The following is a 20,056-nucleotide window of genomic DNA, read 5'->3' on the forward strand; positions in this document are numbered from 1 at the left end:
ATTTAAAAAATTCTCTTACAGTCTTAAAATATAAGAGAAAAGATGTCATATGAACTATGCCAAGCAATATAGGTGAATGTTTTCTAATCTTAGAGATATACACGACTACCTTATAAAGGTAAGTTCTTAAAATATAGAAAAGATTATCTTGACAGTCAAAAGTTGTATTTTTTATAAATTATGTTGATAGGGTTTGTGAAGTATTTTCATAAACATCCTAAGTTTACGAGAATATTTTTATAATGCAAAGCCCATTACTAACAGATAAAAATCAGTAATGCAAGTTTGTGAAATATTATTCTAAATCATTACACATATTTTCAAATAAAAAACTGGCAATATAAACTGCCAGTTTTTGAAAAAATCTCTTCTGAAAGTATTAAAATGAACGCTGAAGGCGTATCATAGTTTGTACAGCGTCTTTTCCATTCAAAGCATGAGTATAATTTTTAGTAGAGTTTCGCTGTGCGCTGTCTTGCTGACTTTTGAAAGTACGGTTATCTTTCCACGCGATATAACTTACTTCAGGTGTAATAGTGAAACCTGGAACTAATGTGTACACAACATTAGCAGATGCTGAAAAAGTTTTTACAGCGCTGTAAGAAATTTGAGCATTGAGTTTCGCTTTTGGAGCAATTTTGTAGGTTACTCCAGTCCATGCAGCCCATTTTCCACCCCAGTTTGCATAGATTGTTGTGTTTTCTCGTGATAATACATTTTGCTCATCTGCTGTATAGTAATCAACATTAGTTTTATACCCGCCTGTTACCCATACATTCACGTCATCATTAACTTTAAAATCTAAACGCGTTTTACTGGCCCATTTTTTATAATGGGAATCGTAAGCAGTTATCGTTGAAACACTACCCCATCCTTGAAAAAATTGTACACCTAAAAGGATATGTGGAATATAGTCTTTTGTTTGTTTACTTGGAAGGTTAGCATCAGAGACAACAGAAACTTGGTCGCTTTTATTAATATAATAGTATTTCTTATCAGGACCTATAGCAGGACCTGACGCATTGCCCAATTCAGCTCCGATAATAGCAGAAAACCCTGTGTTACTAGCGAAAGTGTAAGAAACAAAATTGGTGCGCACATCGCCTGCTGGTGCTATAAGATCATCATCTATGACTTCACCGTAACTGGTCCACGTACTAAAAATTGTATCATCAAGACCTACACTAAAACCACCAAGTTCAATATAGGCAGCATTAAGTTTTCCACCAGCTTTGCTTTTTCCATTTTCCCAATCTGAGGTAAGTCTTGCATAAGAACGAAGTGTCCCTAACTCAGTTTCAGAAGCAGATTGCAAAATAAGAGCTAAACGTGAACTTACATCGTAAGTTTTTTTATGTTGATCTAAATCGGCATTAATCTTTGCATCAACATCATGCCCTCCTTTAAAAGAGGCGCGAACATAACCCGATAATTTCATACATGTTTCTGTTCCAGGGATATAAAAATACCCTGCACTATATGCATCGCAAACACGAAGATATTTTATAAATTTTGGTTTTTCAATAATCTCTGAGGTTGCGTGTGCTCCAGAAATTCCTGTAACAGCTATCGTAGAGCATAAAAGCAAGGTTTTAATATTCATAACTGATCTCCCAACAGTTTATTGTAGTAAAGCCATGACATTATCTGTCGTGCCTACTAAAACAACAACATGATACCTTTATTCCTAAAGAAATAACCAATAATGATCTTTGTGAAAGATAAAATATAAAATGGTCTTTTTTTATGTTGTTCATGTGCTATTTTAAGACGTTGTTGTAAAAAAACAACAATTTTACTCTTTAAATACCGCAGTTTTAAATACTATAAATTAGTATTTATTGGGTTTGGAAATTTAAAAGGAAAGTTTCAGATTTTTTGAAAAAAATAGAAAATATCTTGAACTTTTTGTTAAGACCGTTTATGCGTCACTTTTGGAGAGGTGGCCGAGTGGTCGAAGGCGCTCCCCTGCTAAGGGAGTAGGGCTCAAAAGGCTCTCGAGAGTTCGAATCTCTTCCTCTCCGCCATTTATCAATAAAATCAATGACTATGTGAAAGTAAGGGAATTTAAGTTCTCTGGTTTTATTGACTTTTTTTAGCCTTTATCCCGCATCTTTTGGTAACTTTTTTATGAATTCGATGGTTAACCGTTTTCTATCAGCTGTTTTCGTATAAAAAGACGCCATGCTATCTTTGGTCCATCCAAAAATTGCTTTTTAGTTATGCTACTGTAGCTCCTGCATTTGCTGCCCTTATTGCTGCTAATTTTCTTAATCCATGGGCTGATTTTTTGATACTTGCTTGGTTACAGGCTTTACGAAACATGTTGCCAAAGCTTTCTTTGATGAATTCTTTGCCGCTTTTACTGCAGATAAACGTCTCATCACCAATTGGACTTGTTGCGAGTGTAGCAGCTAATTCAAGTAAAATGAGAAGAAAGACATCCGTTTGAAACTGACTCTTTAATGATATTGTCTATGACATCTTTCCAAGCAATATGAACTGCATCATCGTGTCGCAAACCTGTATAGAGCAGCACATCAATCCATACGCGTTCATAAGTTCTATGTGACCACCGACGATAATATTTTTCTACGTTCTCTTTTAACCCACGAAGTAAAACGTAAAATCATCTCCGTTGAAGGACTTTGGTGATTTCACATTTCGCTGCTCTTGTATCATTTTGTTATAATATTGAGGAAGAAGCTTTTTGCAACTCTACATTTTTGCAAAATCTGAAAAAAAACTATTATAAAGCAGTATCAATTGAATCGCAAGAATGAATCAGAGAAGATGTAAAAAATTGCAAGGTTTTCGCTAATCTCTGCGTAGCAGAAACAGGTCTGTGGGGCAGAGGAATTTATGTTTTTCTAAAATTGTTAAAGAGTCGAAAAAAATAGTCAACGCACTTTTTTAAATAAAGCAGAAATTTTGGCTTTTAAAGCAGGAAATTCTGGACGCATCATGTGGAGTCTTATCAAGTTTTGCAGGGCTTTTTCAGGACAAGGTCTGTGGCTCTGTGTAATGGGTTCCTAAATATTGACTATAGTTTTGGTGGTTTGTATAAAGATTTTTTCATTGCAAAATGCTTCCAGGAAGAACGCTTATGATTTTGTTAAAAAAATATCTTGTGGTTATTCTAAAAGCTTTATCTGCTTTTTTTGTGGCTTTAGTGAAAGCCTTTTACGCTGGTAAAAAAGCTGAACAGTACAAGCAAACAGAACATGAATTAAAGATGGCGGTAACGCGGCTTGAGGTAGAAAATGAGATTAATCAGAAAAGTGATGCTGATGTACGTGCTGGTCTCTCTCAGTGGTTGCGCAATAAATGAACGTTTTTCCTGTGTTGGTTGGTTACCAATCTATTTAGAACACCAAGATTTGGATGTGATCAGCACAAATTTGGCGAAAGACATTTTAAAGCACAATACGCAAGGTGAACGTTTATGTGGTTGGCAACGTGGCAAGAAGACAAAGTAACAAGAATGTAGATCTTACAAAAATCAGAGAAAGAGTTTTGCAAGATGTAATGGATATTTACCAGGGTGTAAAAATGATGTCTCGCTTTATGTAATGGATGGTACTTATTATATTTTTGTTTATTTTTGATCTTTCGCGTCTTATGAATGGACTTCACACAATTTTCATGTATTATTTGAAGAAATGGAGCTCTTAAAAACATAAAAGGCTGTGCTGTTATATATATGCTTCATTGGATAGCGCATCTACCACTACCACACTGATTAAGGAGAGAAGTTCTTGGCAATTGTCTATTGCCTCTTCTATGCTCACCTTCTCCGGTACAATTTCTCTGGGATATGTAAAGATTCAAAGAAATTTCATCTCTCCAAGTCATTTGATACGTCACAAGTGAATAAAGTGTTCGCGCGCCTCTAAGTGAGAGTTCAGATATCAATGGACCTGGGTCTCTTGTTGCAGTAACAACCCTCCTGAATTCGTTCCAACTTATATTGGCTGCATTTGTAGGGATTATGACAAGCCCTCCTTCTGTTCTTAAAATAGGTTGGACATGACCAATCATACCTGTATGATCTCTATTAGATCTAATAACTACGACATACCAAGCTGTTCCAGGAGGAAAACGCAACAGATTGCGAAGTTCACTTTTCATTTCATCTTCTGTTGTTACAAGATTTGAAGGTCTCCAGTCATGTTGGGGTAATAAGATTGATGCTATTGCACGACTTATTCTACTTGTTCTCGTAAAAACATTTTCGTCTGTACGCAGAGGTACTGTATTATAGGAAATTGTTGCTTCAAGTCTTTCTGCGAGCATAGGAAATCTACTGCGAAATGAGACAAATGGATCTGTGCCTTGCTGCGTATTAAAGAAATATCCTCCAGTTTGACGAGGTCCACTTATATAATCTTCTTGTAATTCAGCAAGCATTTGCAGAGTATGCAGCATACAGACTCCACAAAAGGAAATTTTAGGTGAGAAACCAGGAATATTGCTTCTAGCAATATCCCATAGTCTTTTTGTCCATTCTGGGGTGAGATCAAAATCGGGAGGTAAAGACCGTTTTACTCGTGTTTTGGCAGAAGAATTCTGTGTAACATTTTTCTTATTTCCAGGGGCAGGGCAATAAGCAAGCGTATCTCCTAAATTCCCATTCACATAACGGTTCCATTTTTCAATATCAGTAGACAATAGAAAATTAGAGGTTGGCGAGTTGTTGGTGTCTTGTTTAAGATAACTGGGCTTTGCTGTGTAAGGGACCCCCCAATAAGTACCATATTGCGTTACTCTTAGCGGATTACCTTGAGAATCCAAAATAAGACCTTTAGTCTCATCTAACTGAGAAATATCCCAAAAAGAGGCATCCTTACTTGAAGAAACTTTATCCGTACAAGGTTGCCATGTAACCCAATTCCAATTATCGGAAGGAGATTGTTGAGAAACCATACAATAAAAATCCCCAGAGGCATTGTAATATTGAGCGATATGGCCATTTTCTGGATTGTAATAAAGAGGCAGCGGTGTTGTAGAGAGGGAGGAGGAGTCATTTTGCAGATAATAGAGGGCAAATACAGGAGGATATGTATTGACATATAGCCAGGCGACAAAGGTTTTGGAACTGAGATTTCCAGGAGGAGAAATCGTTTGGACCCAGGCAGCCATTTCAAAGGCTAATTTATGGTCATAATAGTCTTTCTCGTTCTTTGAAATATAAGCATACCATTTATAGTCTTTAACACGAAATCTTCCATCAGCTGTATAAAAACTTTGCTCTTTAATGATCCAGCGTTGATTTTGATCATTGATAACACAAGGGCGTAAGAGCAAATAATCCCAGTCAGCGGTTGAGCTTCCGTCAATGCCTGTCACGGAGCTAGGAGCAGTCATGCACAACCAGGTGTCGTTGATATTCCAGGCGACTCTTTGAAACAGGTCATAGCGAGCGAATTTAACGTTAGAGGAAGAACAATCATCGAGATAGATGTATCCCTCTCCTTTTGTAAAGACAGGGGCATAGCAATATTTATATCCTGTATGGACTTTAACATGAATAGCTTTGTCGTGAGGATGGTCTGTAGGGGTTTGCAGGACTTGAGCAGGAATAGGTGCGGACAAAGAAGTATGAAGAGATAATAAGAGGTTAAACAAGAACAACAATAGTTTCAATTTCATTGTGTGTTTCCTTTAACGTTGTTTTCGTTATGATATTGATGTGTGAGTTGGAAAATGTGCTTGATCGCCATATCCTGGATGAAGAACAAAGAAATGGGATTTTAAATAAGACAATAAATTTGTGGTTTGTTTATGGTTGTTTTTCTTCATACATGTGTGTGAACATCATGCATTGAGCTCTAGAAACAGAGTGATGACTGTAATTTTAGTAAAATAGTCTATTACTCTTATTGACAGCCAAAATTTTTGATAAATCTCGTGGCTAGTAGAAAAAAAATTAGAAGAATAATACTTAAACCAGCTTAATTTTTTTAATGAATAGATTATTTCCCTTATATTATGAAAATAAAATGATTTTCGTGCATATGATTGATAACAATACGAAACAATCATACTAACAGTTATATTTTAAAAATAAGCAATGAAGAACGGCTAAAAAAATGATTAAAGTGTATTCTTTAGACAATAATATGTTGCAAGTAAAAACCATGTTATGAAAGAGAAAAGGTTATTAATCTGATATATTGATATTGAAACATGTTTTAAAATGTTCTAAAATAACACAAATTTAATTTTAATAGAGGTTGTTAATATATTTATTTTGTATTTAATAAGTCTCAAGGGGAGGGGTTGTGTATACAATTGATTATAATAAGTATCGTTCTGTAAAAGGTTTTAACAATCGCGTTCGTTTTTTAGTTATGCATTACACTGCGGTTAACTTTGAGAAGTCGATCGCGTTTCTTACGGGAGCTGATGTTAGTGCCCATTATCTTGTTCCTGATCCTACGGAGGAAACGTATATCGCATCTGGTTTTAAAGATTTGCGTATTTTAAATTTAGTTGATGAAGACAAACGTTCATGGCATGCTGGTGTTAGCTCATGGGGTGGGCGTACAAACTTAAATGATACTGCTATTGGGATTGAAACAGTTAGTTTAGCTACCGAAAAAGATGGGGTGTTTACATTCCCACCTTATAATTTAAATCAAATTGATGCAATTAAAGAACTTTCATTGAATATTCTGCAACGTTATCCAGATATTACACCAACCAATGTTGTCGGTCATAGTGATATTTCTGTTGGAAGGAAAAGTGATCCAGGTGCAGCTTTTCCATGGAAAGAGCTTTATGAAGCGGGTATAGGGGCATGGTATGATGAGGAGGTGAAGAATAAATATTATCATCACTTCCTTAGGGAGATAAAGTTGCCTAGTAAGAAAGAGATTATTACTCAACTCAAGCGATATGGGTATGATACTTCGGCTGCGGATAGTGATAAGGGCTTCAAGAATTTGATCCGAGCATTTCAGCTTCATTTTCGTCAAAAAAATTATGATGGAATATTGGATACTGAAACAGTAGCGATCCTCTATGCGTTGCTAGACAAATATTTTCCAAGATAATAGTTAATTTTTTTCAATAAAATATGTGAACCGCCACGATATTGCATATTGTGGTGGTTTCCTGTATTTGGCAAAATGTTACTAATTAGGTTTTGTGTAATAGAAAAATATTCTTTTTGACAAAATGAATTGTTTTGAAGAAAGTTTTTGCATATTTTATAAATATGAGTTGAAAAATCCTCTATTTTAGCAAGATAAATTGCTTTCATCAGTGTGAGATGCTGTTTGTGGTAATACAAAGGGAATATCTGTTTTTGGCAGTTCAGAAACACTTAGTGGGCAATGATAAACATCGCGCAAATTTTTTGTTGTTAAAACATTAGAAACGCTTCCTTCACAATAAATTTTTCCTTGCTTTAACAATATTATTTTATCTGCATAATGGGCAGCAAAATTGAGATCATGTAAAATAGCCAGAACACCCCCACCACGATAGGCAAAGTTTTTGGCTATGTTCATGACAATAAGCTGATGTTGAACATCAAGGTTGGCAATGGGTTCATCTAATATCAGCCAACGAGGGATTTGATTATAAATGGGGTTCCATATTTGGCAAAGTACACGAGCAAATTGTACTCTGGCTTGTTCACCACCTGATAATTGGTGATAGTATCGATCGCCATAGTCGGCTAGGCCAACTTGTTCTAAAGCTTGTTGAGGAAGATTTTGAAATTCTGTTTTTGTGACACCAGGTTGACTTATAGAAAGACCAAGTCTTACCACTTCATGAACCAAGAATGGAAATGCTAATGTCGTTGATTGTGGTAAAATTGCACGCATCATTGCCATTTTACAAGCTTTTGTTTGGGTAACATTGTAACCATTTAATGTTATTTTTCCGCTATAGGAAATTTCTCCACTAAGTGCTTTGATAAAAGTACTTTTCCCGGATCCATTGGGGCCAATAATGACAGTGAGAGCTCCGCTTTTTGCTTGGAGAGTAATATGGTCGATAATGTGTGTTTTTCCTCGTTGAACGCATATATTGGTTGCTTCAATCATGAAAAATTTATTCTCCGTTGGTATATAAGGATCCAAAGAAAAAAAGGTGCACCAAAGAGCGCTGTAACGATACCGATTGGCAATTCTGCAGGGGCAACAATAAGGCGCGCAAAGGTATCAGCAAAAATAAGTAATGCTGCTCCTAAAAGAGCAGAGCAAGGAATAAGATAACGGTGATCAGGACCAATCAGTAAACGCAAAATATGTGGAACAACAATGCCGATAAAACCAACGCCACCACTGACAGCAACTGTTCCGCCACACATGAGTGCAACAAGTAAAATAGCGATATTTTTTATTTTTTGGGTATTAAAACCAATATGGTTAGCAACAGATTCACCAAGAGCAAGAGCATTAAGTGCGCGCGATAAAAAGGAAGAAAAAATAACACCAATCCAAACGAAAGGTAAGATCAATCCAACTTTCAGCCATGTTCCACCTACGAGAGAACCAAGATTCCAGAAAGTAATATCACGCAATTGTTGGTCATTTGCAATAAAAATTAAAATTCCAACAACAGCGCCATTTAGAGAGCTAAGAGCAATACCTGCAAGAAGCATTGTTGCAATAGAAGTACAACTATGATGCGTTGCGATTATATAAAGAATGATTGTTGAGAGTAACCCACCAAGAAAAGCACCTATGATGATTTGATAAGATTCTAGAAAAGGTGCTAATAAAGGAGGAAAAGAAATATTGACAACAATGGCTAAAACAGCACCAAGACTTGCTCCTGCTGATACGCCCACAATTCCAGGATCTGCAAGAGGGTTACGGAAAAGCCCTTGCATGAGAACACCTGAAACGGCCAAAGCTGCACCAACTAATAACCCTAGGATAATACGGGGTAATCTGATGTCAATAAACACGAGATAATCACGGGTTTTACTACTTACGGAAAAATCTTCTGTAAAAAGTACATGAATGAGATTAATAAAAGAGACATTTGATGCGCCACTTAATAGTCCAAAAAAAATGCTGAAAAAAAGGAACAGCATTAAACTGAATAATGCGATTTTACCTTGATTCACACGTGTTTCTTTTCTGTTTTGTTTTATTTCAGATGCACGAGTTATAGAGGTATTATTTATCATTTTTTATCAGATTTTGCTGGTTTATCTGTGCTATAAAGCATGTCAATGAGTTCTTTTGATGCGTTTGCAGTGCGTGGACCAAAACCTAAAAAATACATAGTGTCTATTTGTTTGATAGCATGATTTTGTGCAGCAGGTGTTGCTTTAATTGCTGGCATTGATAAAATTTTATCAATTTTAATTAAATTCTCAGTATGGCTTGTGAGCAAAATAAAGTCAGGATTTGATTTTAATAATTCTTCATTGTTTAAAAGCTTATATCCTCTGTAATTAGAGACAGCATTTATAGCCCCTGAAAGTTTTATCATAGCGTCAGCAGCTGTATGTGTTCCGGAAACCATGGCATGCCCATTTTGTATTGAGAAAATGAAAAGAACACGTTTTGGTTTAGTCACTTTTGCCAGAAATGCATCATTTTCCATAAATTGGTGATTTATTTTTTCAATCAATGCAGCTGCTTGCGTTTCTCGATGAAGAGCTTTCCCAACAAGATGAATTTTTTCTATTATACTTTCACGAGAAAAATTTTCTGATACAATCAGTATAGGTATTGATGTTTTTTTGAGAATGTCAATTGTTGAAGGAGGGCCACTTCCTTCGACGAGTAATATACCTTCTGGGTCAAGTGATAAAAGGCCTTCAGGTGAAAGAGCTCGCATGTATCCAAGCTCAGGAAGTGCTAATGCTTCTTTTGGGTATGTGCTTGTGCTGTCGCGGGCAATAAGCTGTTTTTGGGCTCCTAATGCATAGATGGTTTCTGTAAGAGCACCACCAATAGAAATAATGCGCGCATTTTTAGGAAAATTGGTTATGGAGTCAGCGATCACTTTCTCAGTAAGACAGATAAAAGAGCATAGCATGAAAATAAGAAAAAGGCTTGATAGTCTACGCAAAGAAGGTGTGCACATGTCTTACCGTACTCTTTAGTTAGTAGCTGCCATTTCTTGGTACAGCGGCAGATTATTCAATAAAAGGCGCCAATCTTCACGTTCTTTTTGGCCTTCTTTTCGTAAGCCAAAAAATTGAATAACCATCTCACCATTTTTATCAAAAACTTCAAGTGAACTGACATAACCATCTTTAGTAGGTTTGCGAACATGCCATACTTTATCAATTTCTGAGGTAAGTAGATGCATTTGGAAACTTTGATCGAGAATGTTGAGCCAAGGCCCCATTTTTTTAATATTTTTCACTTTTCCAGTGAAAATTTGAATACATCCTTCATTGCTAACAAAACACATAATTGGTAACTCTTGTTGTGCTGCTTCGTTCAGCATGATTTCAATGGATTCTATATTTAATTCATTAGAAAATTCATCTCCAGCGTGTTTTACAGCATCATGTCTACCTATTTTAAATTCAGAAAGAATAGCATGAAGTTGATGAACGTCAGTCATTTTTTGCCAACGATTACGAAATTTTTCAACATCTAGCTCTGTTATGTCATTCTGGATTGGCGTAGGAGCAGAAAGAACATCAAGGGTGGGGGATTGGTCTGTATGGAGCAATTTTTCAACAAGTAAACTCCATTCCTTTATATTTGTTGCATCTTTGCAATATATTTTGAAAATAGCGATACCGTATTGATCAAAAAATTGTAGGCTTTTCCTAGATTTTCCAGAAATAACCATTTCATATTCAAAACAAAATTTCCATTTTTTGGGGAAAATACGCAAGTCAATCTCACCAAGCGTTAGAAGAACATGTTCACCTTGAACAATTTTTTCAAAGCACCCTGTTATTTCATGAACAGCATTGTCATTACGTGTTAACGCCATGATTATTCCAATTTTAGGAACATGTTCAAGAAAAGTAGTAACATCAGCTCGTAATCTTTTTGCTTTTCCAATTGCGCAATAAGCAGCAACTAGCTCTGCTTCAGATATACCAATTGAAGTGGCAAAATCACGATTACGCACCTCTTTTTTTTCTTCACGCAGGCGAATAATCATTTCAGCTGTATAAGACATAGGCTTTCCTTAATATTATTATTAATATCAATTTTTAATTTAAAAGCGATAAGCTGAACTATTTGAACAACAACTCAGCCTATCGCCAATCAAGCCCTTTTACTGTCAATAACAGAACAACTGAAAATTAGTAAATTAGAATTATTTAAAGCTTTTATTTTAAATTCAAAGAAAATGAAAATTAAAATGCAATAATTTATCCTTATAATTTTTTATTTGACTGAAAGTTTAATAGAAGTGGCTAAAATTTTTGTACAAATGACACCTTAAAGCTTCGGCCAGGCTGGCTGAAATAATCTTTAGGAAGAGGGGATTCACCTCTAGGAGAAACAGAAGGAAGGTCACCTGCATTCCAATATTTTGTATTGAAAATATTATAAACACCAGCTCTTATAATAAGATTATCTTTACCGAAAGGCTTCCACCAACTCAGTACATCAACAAGGCTATAACCTGGAACTTCTCTATAGCTAGATTTTTTTGCTATCTTATCGTTTTTGGCCGCTAAAGTAAGTACAAAATCTAATCCCCAGAATTCTTTTGTATATCCTAGCCCAAAAATTGTTTTCAAAGCCGGAATGGAACTAAGATATTCTTTTTTATCAAGATCTTTTCCATGAGCATAAGAAAGAGAAAAATTGCTATGGAGACCATTGTCAAGATTCCAATGCACTTTTGTTTCAACACCGAAGATACGTACATGCGCACGGTTTACATAATGTTCACGCAAAAGTCTAAATTCTCTTGATGGTCCTTTATCGACAAGATCAATAAAGTTTTTATAATCGTTAATAAAGGCACCAAAAGAGCCCCCAAAATTCATATTTCCATATTTTACACCGAGATCATATCCATTACTGGTCTCAGGCTTTAGGTCAGGATTTCCAGCTCTATAATAAAAGGAAGGATTGATATAATTAAGATAAAGCTCTGAAACACTTGGTGCACGGAAAGCTTGCGCCCATTGAGCATAAAGTGCCACCTGATTATGAACATCCCATTCTAAACGCAATTTAGGAGAAAAATGTGAGCTACTGCTTTTTGAAGGTAATTTTTGAGAAATAGGTACTTTTCTATAAGAAGCAGTCTTTTGAGGATTATGTGTATACCAGTCATAGCGGATGCCAGGCGTAATGCGAACATGATAACGATAAAAATCGATTTCATTTTCAAAAGCCAAACCAAAACCACGACTATTCGTATCAGGTGCATCTGACTGGTTTGTGTGCAAGAAAGCGCACCCACGCGCATTCTCTGGCAGATGGCAATTATCTTTACCGGATGCATATTGATGAAATTTAGATTCAAAAATATTAATTGCAAGCTGCAATGTATTAGTTATCGTGCCGATATCAACTTTTTTAATACTATTTGTGTTTAAACCATAAGCAGTATTGCGTATTTGATTATCTCTTAGATAGTTTCCTTTTGGCAATACAACTCTGTTCCCACTCAAGATATGATTATTAAATTGCTTTTGCCAATAAATTTGCCCATGAAAAGCATCGAGAAGAGTATCTTGACTACCTTCATAATCGTAAGAAAGAGAAAAACGCTCACGATTTTTTTCATTTTTCTCATGAACAGATCTAGGAAAATATATTGCAGGTGCATTCATTACATGAGTGTCTTTATTATAATGAAAACGTTCTGCTGTAAAACCTAATCTATGACTGTGATCGATGTATTGATGAACCTTAAAGAGAAGATTATTTTGATCAAAATCAGCAGGGTTTGCAAGTGTACGCTTTGTTCCGTAACTATCTATGCTGCCCATATTTTTGCGTTGATGACCTCCTACAAGAGATCCTTGGAAAAGCACAAAAGTTTGATTAGAACGTACTGCGTAGGCTTGATCTACCTGCCAACTGTTATCAACAGAATTATAACTACCTTTTGTAAGATTTCCCCATTTTTTTCCCTCTGTGAGGAGATCTTCAGGATTAAGAGTACGCAAAGCAATAATACCGCCAAGTGCACCAGAGCCATAAATACTGGAGTCTGATCCTTGAATAAGATCAAATGTAGAAAGCGTATTGAAATCAAATGTTGAATTACCGCCTTTAACACTGCGTGTTTCATCATTAAGCCATGGAAGAGGGACGCCGTCTATTGTTGTTAGAACACGATTAGCATCTAAACCACGAACGATAAAACTATCATTACTTGAATTGTAACTTATAGATGGATTAAGATGGTTGACATCATAAACATCACTTACTTGTTTTTTCTCAATATCTTGGGCTGTTTGGCGGTCAGTTAAAATTGTTACTGTGCTTGAAGGATCTAAATCTTGTTTCCCTTCAATTACAATTGATTTAAGGTCAGTTACACTACTCTTATCACTATTTTGTGCGAAAACGAATGAAGGTACCCAAATTGATAGCGCGCTTAAAGCGACACAACTTTTATAGATATTTGTCCACTTTATCTGCATAACACATCAATAGCGCTTATTAAAGTGCTTCCTCTAATTTAAGAAATTCCATACACATTAAAATATTTAACTTACTGATCATGAGCCTTAAACAGTAATGAGATCAATATATAACACAATAGATATCATATTGAACGTGATAAAAATCGTCAAGAAAAAAGTTGTAATTTGAAAATAGCTTGTTTTAATAAAATTAAGCACAAAATTGAGTTCAAAATGGCGGTGGATAGATATGAATTATGCAATTACTGAGCGGTTATCAATTCTTTGGGTTGGTGCGTTTATCGTTGCTCTTTCCTTACATGTAGCATTAGGGGTGCAATTCTATTTTCAAAATGTTGGTGCACATAATTATATTGTTTCACCGACAATTATGCTGACCTTTGAACAAGAGATTATACATCCTAATCTTAGTATTGATACGGATTTGGAAGTGTTACAGGATGATCTTATAAAATTAGATCACGACATGTTAGAACCAGTGTTACATGAGATCCAAGCAGAAGAATTTCCTCCTTTAGAAAAGATGCTCTCTTTAGAAAAATTTCAATCTACAGAGGAGCTGCAATCTATCACAGAAAAAAATGATTTTATAGTGCCAAAACCTTTAAAAAAATCTTCTTCTTTGGAAAGAGAGCATGAGAATCTTATTCAAAAATCGTCATCAATCTTGAAGGCTAAAGTAAGGAAAAGTGATACAAAAGATTCGTTTACTTCTAGTAAGCAGAGCAACGCAAAGGCACTCGATGATGCTTTATCAACAAAGTGGTTGGCAGAGGTACAAGCACAATTAGAAAAACAAAAAAAATATATTATGAAGCATCGTATTCGTCGTGTAAAAGGAGTTGTACGGTTAGAATTTAAAGTGCATGAGCAGGGGAACATTTTTGCTAGCCGCATTGTACTTTCTTCTGGTGATCAAGAACTTGATCGATTAGCCATGGCAGCAGTTCAACGTGTTGTTGTTCCTTCTCCTCCGCTTTCAAAAATAAACGAGGCTATTAGAGTGTTTTTGATATTTAACTAATTTTTGTATATTGATTCAAATAGCGTTTTTTTACAAAGAAAATTTGGCTGATATTTTTTGATTATTTCATAACTAAATTGGTTCCTATATGGGAGATGGTAAAGTTACTTCTCACATTGTTTTTATAATTTTTGTGGTACTATGGTTTATGAATGAGAATATGAGAAAGCCTGTTTAAATAAAGAGCTAAGTTTATTATTGTGGATGACCAAACATAAGATCAGTTTTAATATCTGTTATTCCAGTAAGTCGAGCTTTGTAAACTCCATAATTTTCTATGACACGCATCACATAATTACGTGTTTCTGCGTAAGGGATGCGCTCTATCCAATCAATAACTTTATCAAGAGGTTGTTCTCTAGGATCACCATAACGCTCTATCCATTCATTTGCTCGGCGTGGACCCGCATTATAACTGATAAGAGTCAATATATAGGATCCGTTAAAACGTTCTAATTGCTCATTTAAAAAATGGGCGCTTAATGTTGCATTATAACTAGCATTACTGCTCAATTTTTGTGGTGACCATACAATTGAATGCTTTTTTGCAAGTTCTTTTGCTGTTTCGGGAAGCAATTGTAATATGCCTTGGGCGCCTGCTATTGATAAAGCTGTTGGATTAAATTCACTTTCTTGGCGTGCAATAGCATAGATGAGAGCTTTTTGGGTTGCAGAAATATCAGCAGATGCAGGAATAGCACCAAGGGGGTGAGAAAGTGCACCAACATTTTTACCTTGAACAACAGCAGTTTTACCGATTTTGAGGCTGGTATGGTAGTCTCCCTTTTTTTCTGCCATAACAGCCAAAAGGGCTAATTCGCCAGGGCTGTCTATTTTTTGGCCAAGTTCTTTATAAAGTATTTTGGCAAGATGATCATAGCCGACTTTTTCGAGTTGTTGAATCACTTGAACAATTTTTCGAGTATTAAAGTTTTTTCGATCAGTTGGTGTTGGTTTAGGAAAGGGTATTGTGAGTTTTGTTTGGTTCAGTCGTGAATTTGCTAATTGACCATAGTACGTTGTACTAAAATGAGCAGCACGGCGAAAATAATGTAGAGCATTTTGATGTTCACCTAAAACTTCCTCTGTTCGTCCCATCCAATAATAACCACGGGATGTTGAGACAGGACCTGAAGAAAGTTGAGGAATACGTCTAAAATGATTCATTGCCAATTGAGGATTATGAAGAAATCGTAATGCATACCATCCTGCATGAAATTCAGCATCGATTGCCCATATAGGAGTTACACCAATGTGGGTTGCAACGAGTTGATAGGCAATTTGATATTGGTTTAAATCAAGCATTTCGCGGGAAATAGCGCGTCGCTCTATCCACCATGCATCAGGGTTGACAAGGCTTGCTTTATCTCGTGGTGCCTTCATCATGAGTGTTGCTGCAGCGCTATATTGTCCAGTTCGTCGAAGATAGCGAATTTGTGCAAATTGTAAGAGAGGATCTTTTTTCCATGATGGGTCAACAGCTTTTAGTTTTTGTGCAGCTTGAGGATCATTTTTTTCAACTGCAGCAACGGCTTTAAAAAGAGATTGGGCTTTGGCTAATGTTGCAATACGCTCAGCTGAGCTAATGCGTTGAACATAAAGCATGGCCCGCATACGTTTCAGATGATCAATAGGCTTTAAAGCAGCATGCGCTTTTTTAAGGATAAGTTCCTCTTCTTCTGCGTTAAGTTTCGTTTTGTGCCACCACGGCGCAATAATTTGTCGTGCATGGGTGATTTGTCCAGTTGTAATAAGTGCTTCAGTAAATGCAGCCATACCTTGTGCTGTAATAGGAAGACGATTAGAAAATTTCTGAATGATTTTTTGTGCTGAATTGGTTTCGTTGACAAAAGCGCGTTCAGCATTGCCCTGTATAAGAGCTATGCCTGGCCATTCTTTTAATTCATTAAGTGCATTGAATAGTTCAGAACTTGGTATATTTGTTTGGTTTGATGTGCCGATTGCCCACGTTAAAATATGGCGGTTAAGACTATTTTTTGCCATCATATTACGAAGAGTTATGGCTTGTGTGATATTGTTCTTTGAAAGAGAATCTAAACCAAATTTAAGTTGATCTATCGCAATGATATCGTTGATATTTGGATGAGGAATTATTATGTGATGAGGTGGTGCAAGTGGATTCTTGGATTGTTGTATCATGACAGAGGAGTGGGGGCGAGCCAAAGGGATTGGTATTTTCTGGGGTGAAAAGATTATTTGTGCGAATGCATTTGAGGGTAAAATTATTGCTATCGACACCAGTGTAATAACAGTGCATGTAAAAGATTTGATGGACAATGAACGCATTAAGAACAAACCTTAATCTTGCTTTTTGAATACTTTACAAAGTAATTTCTAAAACAGAAGCATAAAGGACCTGTTAACGTATGATATGATGTTTTAAATATATTCGGAATTGAAAAAAGCTACATGTTAGTAAAGTATGTGTGAAATTTATCTTGTTTCAACGGGGCAGCAAGATTATGCTCTGCTGTTGGTAAATTAAAAAAGCGATTGTTAAATATTAAGGGAGTTTATCATGCTCAAGGGAGCACTGACTGCACTTATTACACCCTTTAATGAAAATGGTTCTGTAGATGAAGAAGCATTTTGCAATTTTATTGAATGGCAGGTTACACAGGGTATTGACGGTTTGGTTCCTGCTGGAACAACAGGAGAGTCGCCGACTTTAAGTCATGAAGAACATAAGAGAGTTATAGAATTATGTGTTGAGAAAGTCGCTAAACGTGTTCCTGTTGTTGCGGGAGCAGGATCAAATAGTACAGATGAAGCTGTAGAACTTGCGCAACATGCAAAAAAAGTGGGTGCAGATGCGGTTTTGGTTGTTACACCTTATTATAATAAACCTAATCAAAAAGGGATTTATGCTCATTTTTCTACTATTGCGAAGGCTGTTTCTATTCCAATAGTAATTTATAATATTCCTGGGCGTTCTGTTGTCGATATGGCAGTGAAAACCATGAAAGATCTTTGTCAGAATTTCAAAAATATTATTGGTGTCAAGGATTCCACAGGAAATATTGAGCGAGTGAGTGAACAACGGGAAAAGTGTGGTAAAGATTTTGTACAACTCTCTGGGGATGATCAGACAGCATTAGGTTTTAATGCACATGGGGGTATAGGGTGTGTCTCTGTCGCGTCCAATGTGGCTCCAAAATTGTGTACAGAACTTTATGCTGCTTGTCGCAGTGGTGATTATAAAACAGCGTTGGAATTAAATGACCGTTTGATACCTTTAAATCGTGGTATATTTATTGAACCAAATCCTTCAGGTATTAAATATGCCGTTGCAAAATTGGGGTTTTGTCGTGATACTGTGCGTTTGCCGCTTGTTCCATTAAAGGATACAACAAAGGAAATTATTGATGCAGCGTTGCAACAGGCTGGTCTTATTAAAGAATAAAATGATATTGCAGTAATTATGAGCAAAAAAAAGAATGTGCTAATACGAAAAATTATTGCTGAGAATCGTAAAGCTCGTTTTAATTTTGAATTGCTCGAGCATCTTGAAGCTGGTATTGTATTAAATGGAACGGAAGTTAAATCTTTGCGTTCCAATCATGCTAATATTGCTGAAAGTTATGCTAGCTTTGAAAATGAAGAATTGTGGTTGGTTAATGCCCATATTCCTGAATACACGCAGGCTAATCGTTTCAATCATGAGCCGCGTCGTCTGCGTAAATTATTAGTTTCAAAGCGTGAAATAGCGCGTTTTTTTAATGCAGTTTCTCGTGAAGGAATGACGATTATTCCACTTAAACTTTATTTTAATGAACGAGGATGCGTTAAATTAGAGATTTCTTTGGCACGTGGTAAAAAGATCCACGATAAACGCGAAACAGAAAAAAAACGCGATTGGGGACGTGAAAAGGCAAGACTTTTAAGACGATATGGATAATGGGGCGAACTCTACATCCTTTTTAAGAAATCTCAACATTGATCTAAATATGTTTTTGCTTCTTGGAAGACGTGGTGGAACATAGCATCTGTCAAGCGACCAGTATTCGTATTGTATCGTGAACAATGGTAGCTTGAGAAGATGCGTAATTTACCGATATTGTTAATTTTCCCATGACCAAAAGGATGTGCTGAGGCTTTTGCGTTGAGAGCACGTACGGTTGAAAGATGAGCAATGCTTCCAAGGGTAATAACGGCCTTAAGCTTAGGGAGATTTTTTAAGAGAGGCGCAAAAAAATATCGGCAAGTATTGATCTCAGTGCTAGAAGGTTTGTTCTGCGGCGGGACACAACGGACAGAGTTAACGATTGCTGCATCAATGAGTTCAAGACTATCATCAGGTCTTTCTTCAAAAATACCTTGAGCAAAACCGAATTTTTTCAAAGTAGAATAAAGTAGTTGTCCAGCATAATCACCAGTAAAAGGGCGTCCAGTTCGATTGGCTCCACGCAATCCAGGAGCAAGACCTACAATGAGAAGGCGTGTTGTTGCAGGGCCGTTATGAGGGAAAAATGGACTTACAGGTGCGTTATGCCAAAGAGGCTCTTTTATACGCCAGTCGATGATAAAGTCATGTAAACGAGGGCATAAGTTACAGTTTTTCGGTGGTTCTGGACAAAATTGTGCTAATCTATCTTCATGGTTGCGAGGGTTAATCACTTTGATAAAAAACCTTTTTGAATTATTATATTATGAATAAATTTTACCTTTGTATACAATGAATGCAATTAAATCTATTTTACAACATAATTTAACACAAATCTGTTTTTCAAACAGAGCGATATTATCCTTGCACTTTATGTGATAAAAAAGAATGTTAAATGAGAGGATATCGAAGGGGCTTAAAGCTTTTAAAAATTCTGTGGCTAATCTTAAGCGACATATAATTTATTGTTGTTTCCAAGGGAGGATGAAAACCTAAATTGTTGATATAAAATTTCCTCGCATAATAGGAATTTTTTAGAAAAAGCTATTAAGGCTTGTTTTTCTTGTTTTTTTATAGTTATTATATATATTTGCGTATTATTCGTTAAGCTTTTGAATTTTTTAGAAAGAGGCGTAAATGGCCCGCGTAACAGTAGAAGATTGCATTGATAAAGTTGATAACCGTTTTGAATTGGTACTTTTGGCAGGGCATCGGGCACGTCAAATTTCGCAAGGTGCACAGATCACTATTAGTCGTGATAATGATAAGAATCCGGTTGTTGCTTTGCGTGAAATAGCAGAGGAAACTTTATCACCGGCTGATTTGAAAGAGGATCTCATTCATTCACTGCAGAAACATGTAGAAGTTGATGAACCAGAAGCAGTAACAGAGTTCATTCCCCATTCAATTGAGACTGAAAGTGTTTTAGATACTTCAGCAGCAGAAGAAAACTGCTCATTTGACTATATGTCAGAAGAAGATCTTTTAGCGGGTATTGAAGGGTTGGTTGTACCAGAGAAAAGCGATGATTATTAATTAGTTCCCTTTATTAGGTAATTTTTGC

At 36.1% G+C, this 20,056-nt stretch carries 17 protein-coding genes, 1 tRNA gene and 1 pseudogene; 9 read left to right on the plus strand and 10 right to left on the minus strand.

The features are described 5' to 3' along the window. Positions 1-379: 379 nt before the first annotated feature. Positions 380-1,603: a porin gene (locus H710_RS02730; RefSeq protein ID WP_041849327.1), complete on the minus strand. Its 1,224-nt coding sequence runs from the start codon at positions 1,601-1,603 to the stop codon at positions 380-382. Between the two features lie 333 nt (positions 1,604-1,936). Here H710_RS02730 and H710_RS02735 point away from each other — a divergent pair. Beyond that, positions 1,937-2,027 (plus strand) — tRNA-Ser (locus tag H710_RS02735). Between the two features lie 75 nt (positions 2,028-2,102). Here the strand turns inward: H710_RS02735 and H710_RS06325 are convergent. Continuing rightward, positions 2,103-2,605, minus strand: a pseudogene (locus H710_RS06325) (tyrosine-type recombinase/integrase); the annotation flags it as partial. Between the two features lie 46 nt (positions 2,606-2,651). On the opposite strand from H710_RS06325, the gene H710_RS06545 reads away from it, so the two are divergent. After that, the gene (locus tag H710_RS06545; RefSeq protein WP_414946137.1) at positions 2,652-2,783 is read left to right on the plus strand and encodes a glycoside hydrolase family protein; all 132 of its coding nucleotides are present in this window, start codon (positions 2,652-2,654) and stop codon (positions 2,781-2,783) included. Between the two features lie 323 nt (positions 2,784-3,106). After that, a complete protein-coding gene (locus tag H710_RS02750; RefSeq protein ID WP_244875584.1) occupies positions 3,107-3,331 on the plus strand; it encodes a hypothetical protein in 225 nt (74 codons plus the stop codon). Between the two features lie 377 nt (positions 3,332-3,708). Here H710_RS02750 and H710_RS02755 read toward each other — a convergent pair whose 3' ends face one another. Next, on the minus strand, positions 3,709-5,652 hold the full coding sequence (locus tag H710_RS02755; RefSeq protein ID WP_041849330.1) for a DUF1561 family protein: 1,944 nt from the start codon (positions 5,650-5,652) through the stop codon (positions 3,709-3,711). A 632-nt stretch (positions 5,653-6,284) separates the two neighbouring features. On the opposite strand from H710_RS02755, the gene H710_RS02760 reads away from it, so the two are divergent. Further along, positions 6,285-7,058: an N-acetylmuramoyl-L-alanine amidase gene (locus H710_RS02760; protein WP_041849331.1), complete on the plus strand. Its 774-nt coding sequence runs from the start codon at positions 6,285-6,287 to the stop codon at positions 7,056-7,058. Positions 7,059-7,244: 186 nt separating this feature from the next. Here the strand turns inward: H710_RS02760 and H710_RS02765 are convergent, their stop codons facing one another. The 5 genes from H710_RS02765 to H710_RS02785 form a co-directional block, all read right to left on the minus strand. Beyond that, positions 7,245-8,060: a heme ABC transporter ATP-binding protein gene (locus tag H710_RS02765; RefSeq protein ID WP_041849332.1), complete on the minus strand. Its 816-nt coding sequence runs from the start codon at positions 8,058-8,060 to the stop codon at positions 7,245-7,247. After that, complete coding sequence (locus tag H710_RS02770; RefSeq protein ID WP_041849333.1) at positions 8,057-9,154, minus strand: FecCD family ABC transporter permease; 1,098 nt, start codon at positions 9,152-9,154, stop codon at positions 8,057-8,059. The genes H710_RS02765 and H710_RS02770 overlap by 4 nt, the downstream gene beginning before the upstream one ends. Next, positions 9,151-10,062: a heme/hemin ABC transporter substrate-binding protein gene (locus H710_RS02775; protein ID WP_041849334.1), complete on the minus strand. Its 912-nt coding sequence runs from the start codon at positions 10,060-10,062 to the stop codon at positions 9,151-9,153. Before H710_RS02775 ends, H710_RS02770 begins: the two co-directional genes overlap by 4 nt. A gap of 15 nt (positions 10,063-10,077) precedes the next feature. Next, positions 10,078-11,124, minus strand: coding sequence for a hemin-degrading factor (locus H710_RS02780; RefSeq protein WP_041849335.1), 1,047 nt, complete (start codon positions 11,122-11,124; stop codon positions 10,078-10,080). Positions 11,125-11,365: 241 nt separating this feature from the next. Beyond that, positions 11,366-13,561, minus strand: a complete 2,196-nt coding sequence (locus H710_RS02785; RefSeq protein WP_041849336.1) for a TonB-dependent hemoglobin/transferrin/lactoferrin family receptor — start codon at positions 13,559-13,561, stop codon at positions 11,366-11,368. 232 nt (positions 13,562-13,793) lie between these two features. Between H710_RS02785 and H710_RS02790 the strand changes: the two genes are divergently transcribed. Beyond that, on the plus strand, positions 13,794-14,588 hold the full coding sequence (locus H710_RS02790) for an energy transducer TonB family protein (RefSeq protein ID WP_041849337.1): 795 nt from the start codon (positions 13,794-13,796) through the stop codon (positions 14,586-14,588). Positions 14,589-14,783: 195 nt separating this feature from the next. Here the strand turns inward: H710_RS02790 and H710_RS02795 are convergent, their stop codons facing one another. Further along, positions 14,784-16,748 (minus strand): lytic transglycosylase domain-containing protein, encoded by a 1,965-nt coding sequence (locus tag H710_RS02795; protein ID WP_244875585.1) that lies wholly within the window; start codon positions 16,746-16,748, stop codon positions 14,784-14,786. Between H710_RS02795 and H710_RS06335 the strand changes: the two genes are divergently transcribed. The 3 genes from H710_RS06335 (at position 16,747) to smpB (ending at position 18,507) form a co-directional block, all read left to right on the plus strand. Next, positions 16,747-16,911 (plus strand): hypothetical protein, encoded by a 165-nt coding sequence (locus tag H710_RS06335; protein ID WP_244875586.1) that lies wholly within the window; start codon positions 16,747-16,749, stop codon positions 16,909-16,911. The genes H710_RS02795 and H710_RS06335 overlap by 2 nt on opposite strands. Positions 16,912-17,127: 216 nt before the next feature. After that, positions 17,128-18,012 (plus strand): 4-hydroxy-tetrahydrodipicolinate synthase, encoded by an 885-nt coding sequence (dapA, locus tag H710_RS02800; protein WP_041849339.1) that lies wholly within the window; start codon positions 17,128-17,130, stop codon positions 18,010-18,012. An 18-nt stretch (positions 18,013-18,030) separates the two neighbouring features. Then, positions 18,031-18,507 carry an SsrA-binding protein SmpB gene (gene smpB / locus H710_RS02805; RefSeq protein ID WP_041849340.1) on the plus strand — a complete coding sequence of 159 codons (477 nt, stop codon included), beginning with the start codon at positions 18,031-18,033 and terminating at the stop codon, positions 18,505-18,507. A gap of 32 nt (positions 18,508-18,539) precedes the next feature. On the opposite strand, the gene H710_RS02810 is transcribed toward smpB, so the two are convergent. Then, positions 18,540-19,226: a uracil-DNA glycosylase gene (locus H710_RS02810; protein ID WP_196295847.1), complete on the minus strand. Its 687-nt coding sequence runs from the start codon at positions 19,224-19,226 to the stop codon at positions 18,540-18,542. Between the two features lie 403 nt (positions 19,227-19,629). On the opposite strand from H710_RS02810, the gene rpoZ reads away from it, so the two are divergent. After that, positions 19,630-20,028 carry a DNA-directed RNA polymerase subunit omega gene (rpoZ, locus tag H710_RS02815; protein ID WP_041849341.1) on the plus strand — a complete coding sequence of 133 codons (399 nt, stop codon included), beginning with the start codon at positions 19,630-19,632 and terminating at the stop codon, positions 20,026-20,028. The last annotated feature ends 28 nt before the right edge of the window (positions 20,029-20,056 follow it).

The sequence above is a fragment of the Bartonella bacilliformis Ver097 genome, from assembly GCF_000709795.1.
Lineage (GTDB): Bacteria > Pseudomonadota > Alphaproteobacteria > Rhizobiales > Rhizobiaceae > Bartonella > Bartonella bacilliformis_A.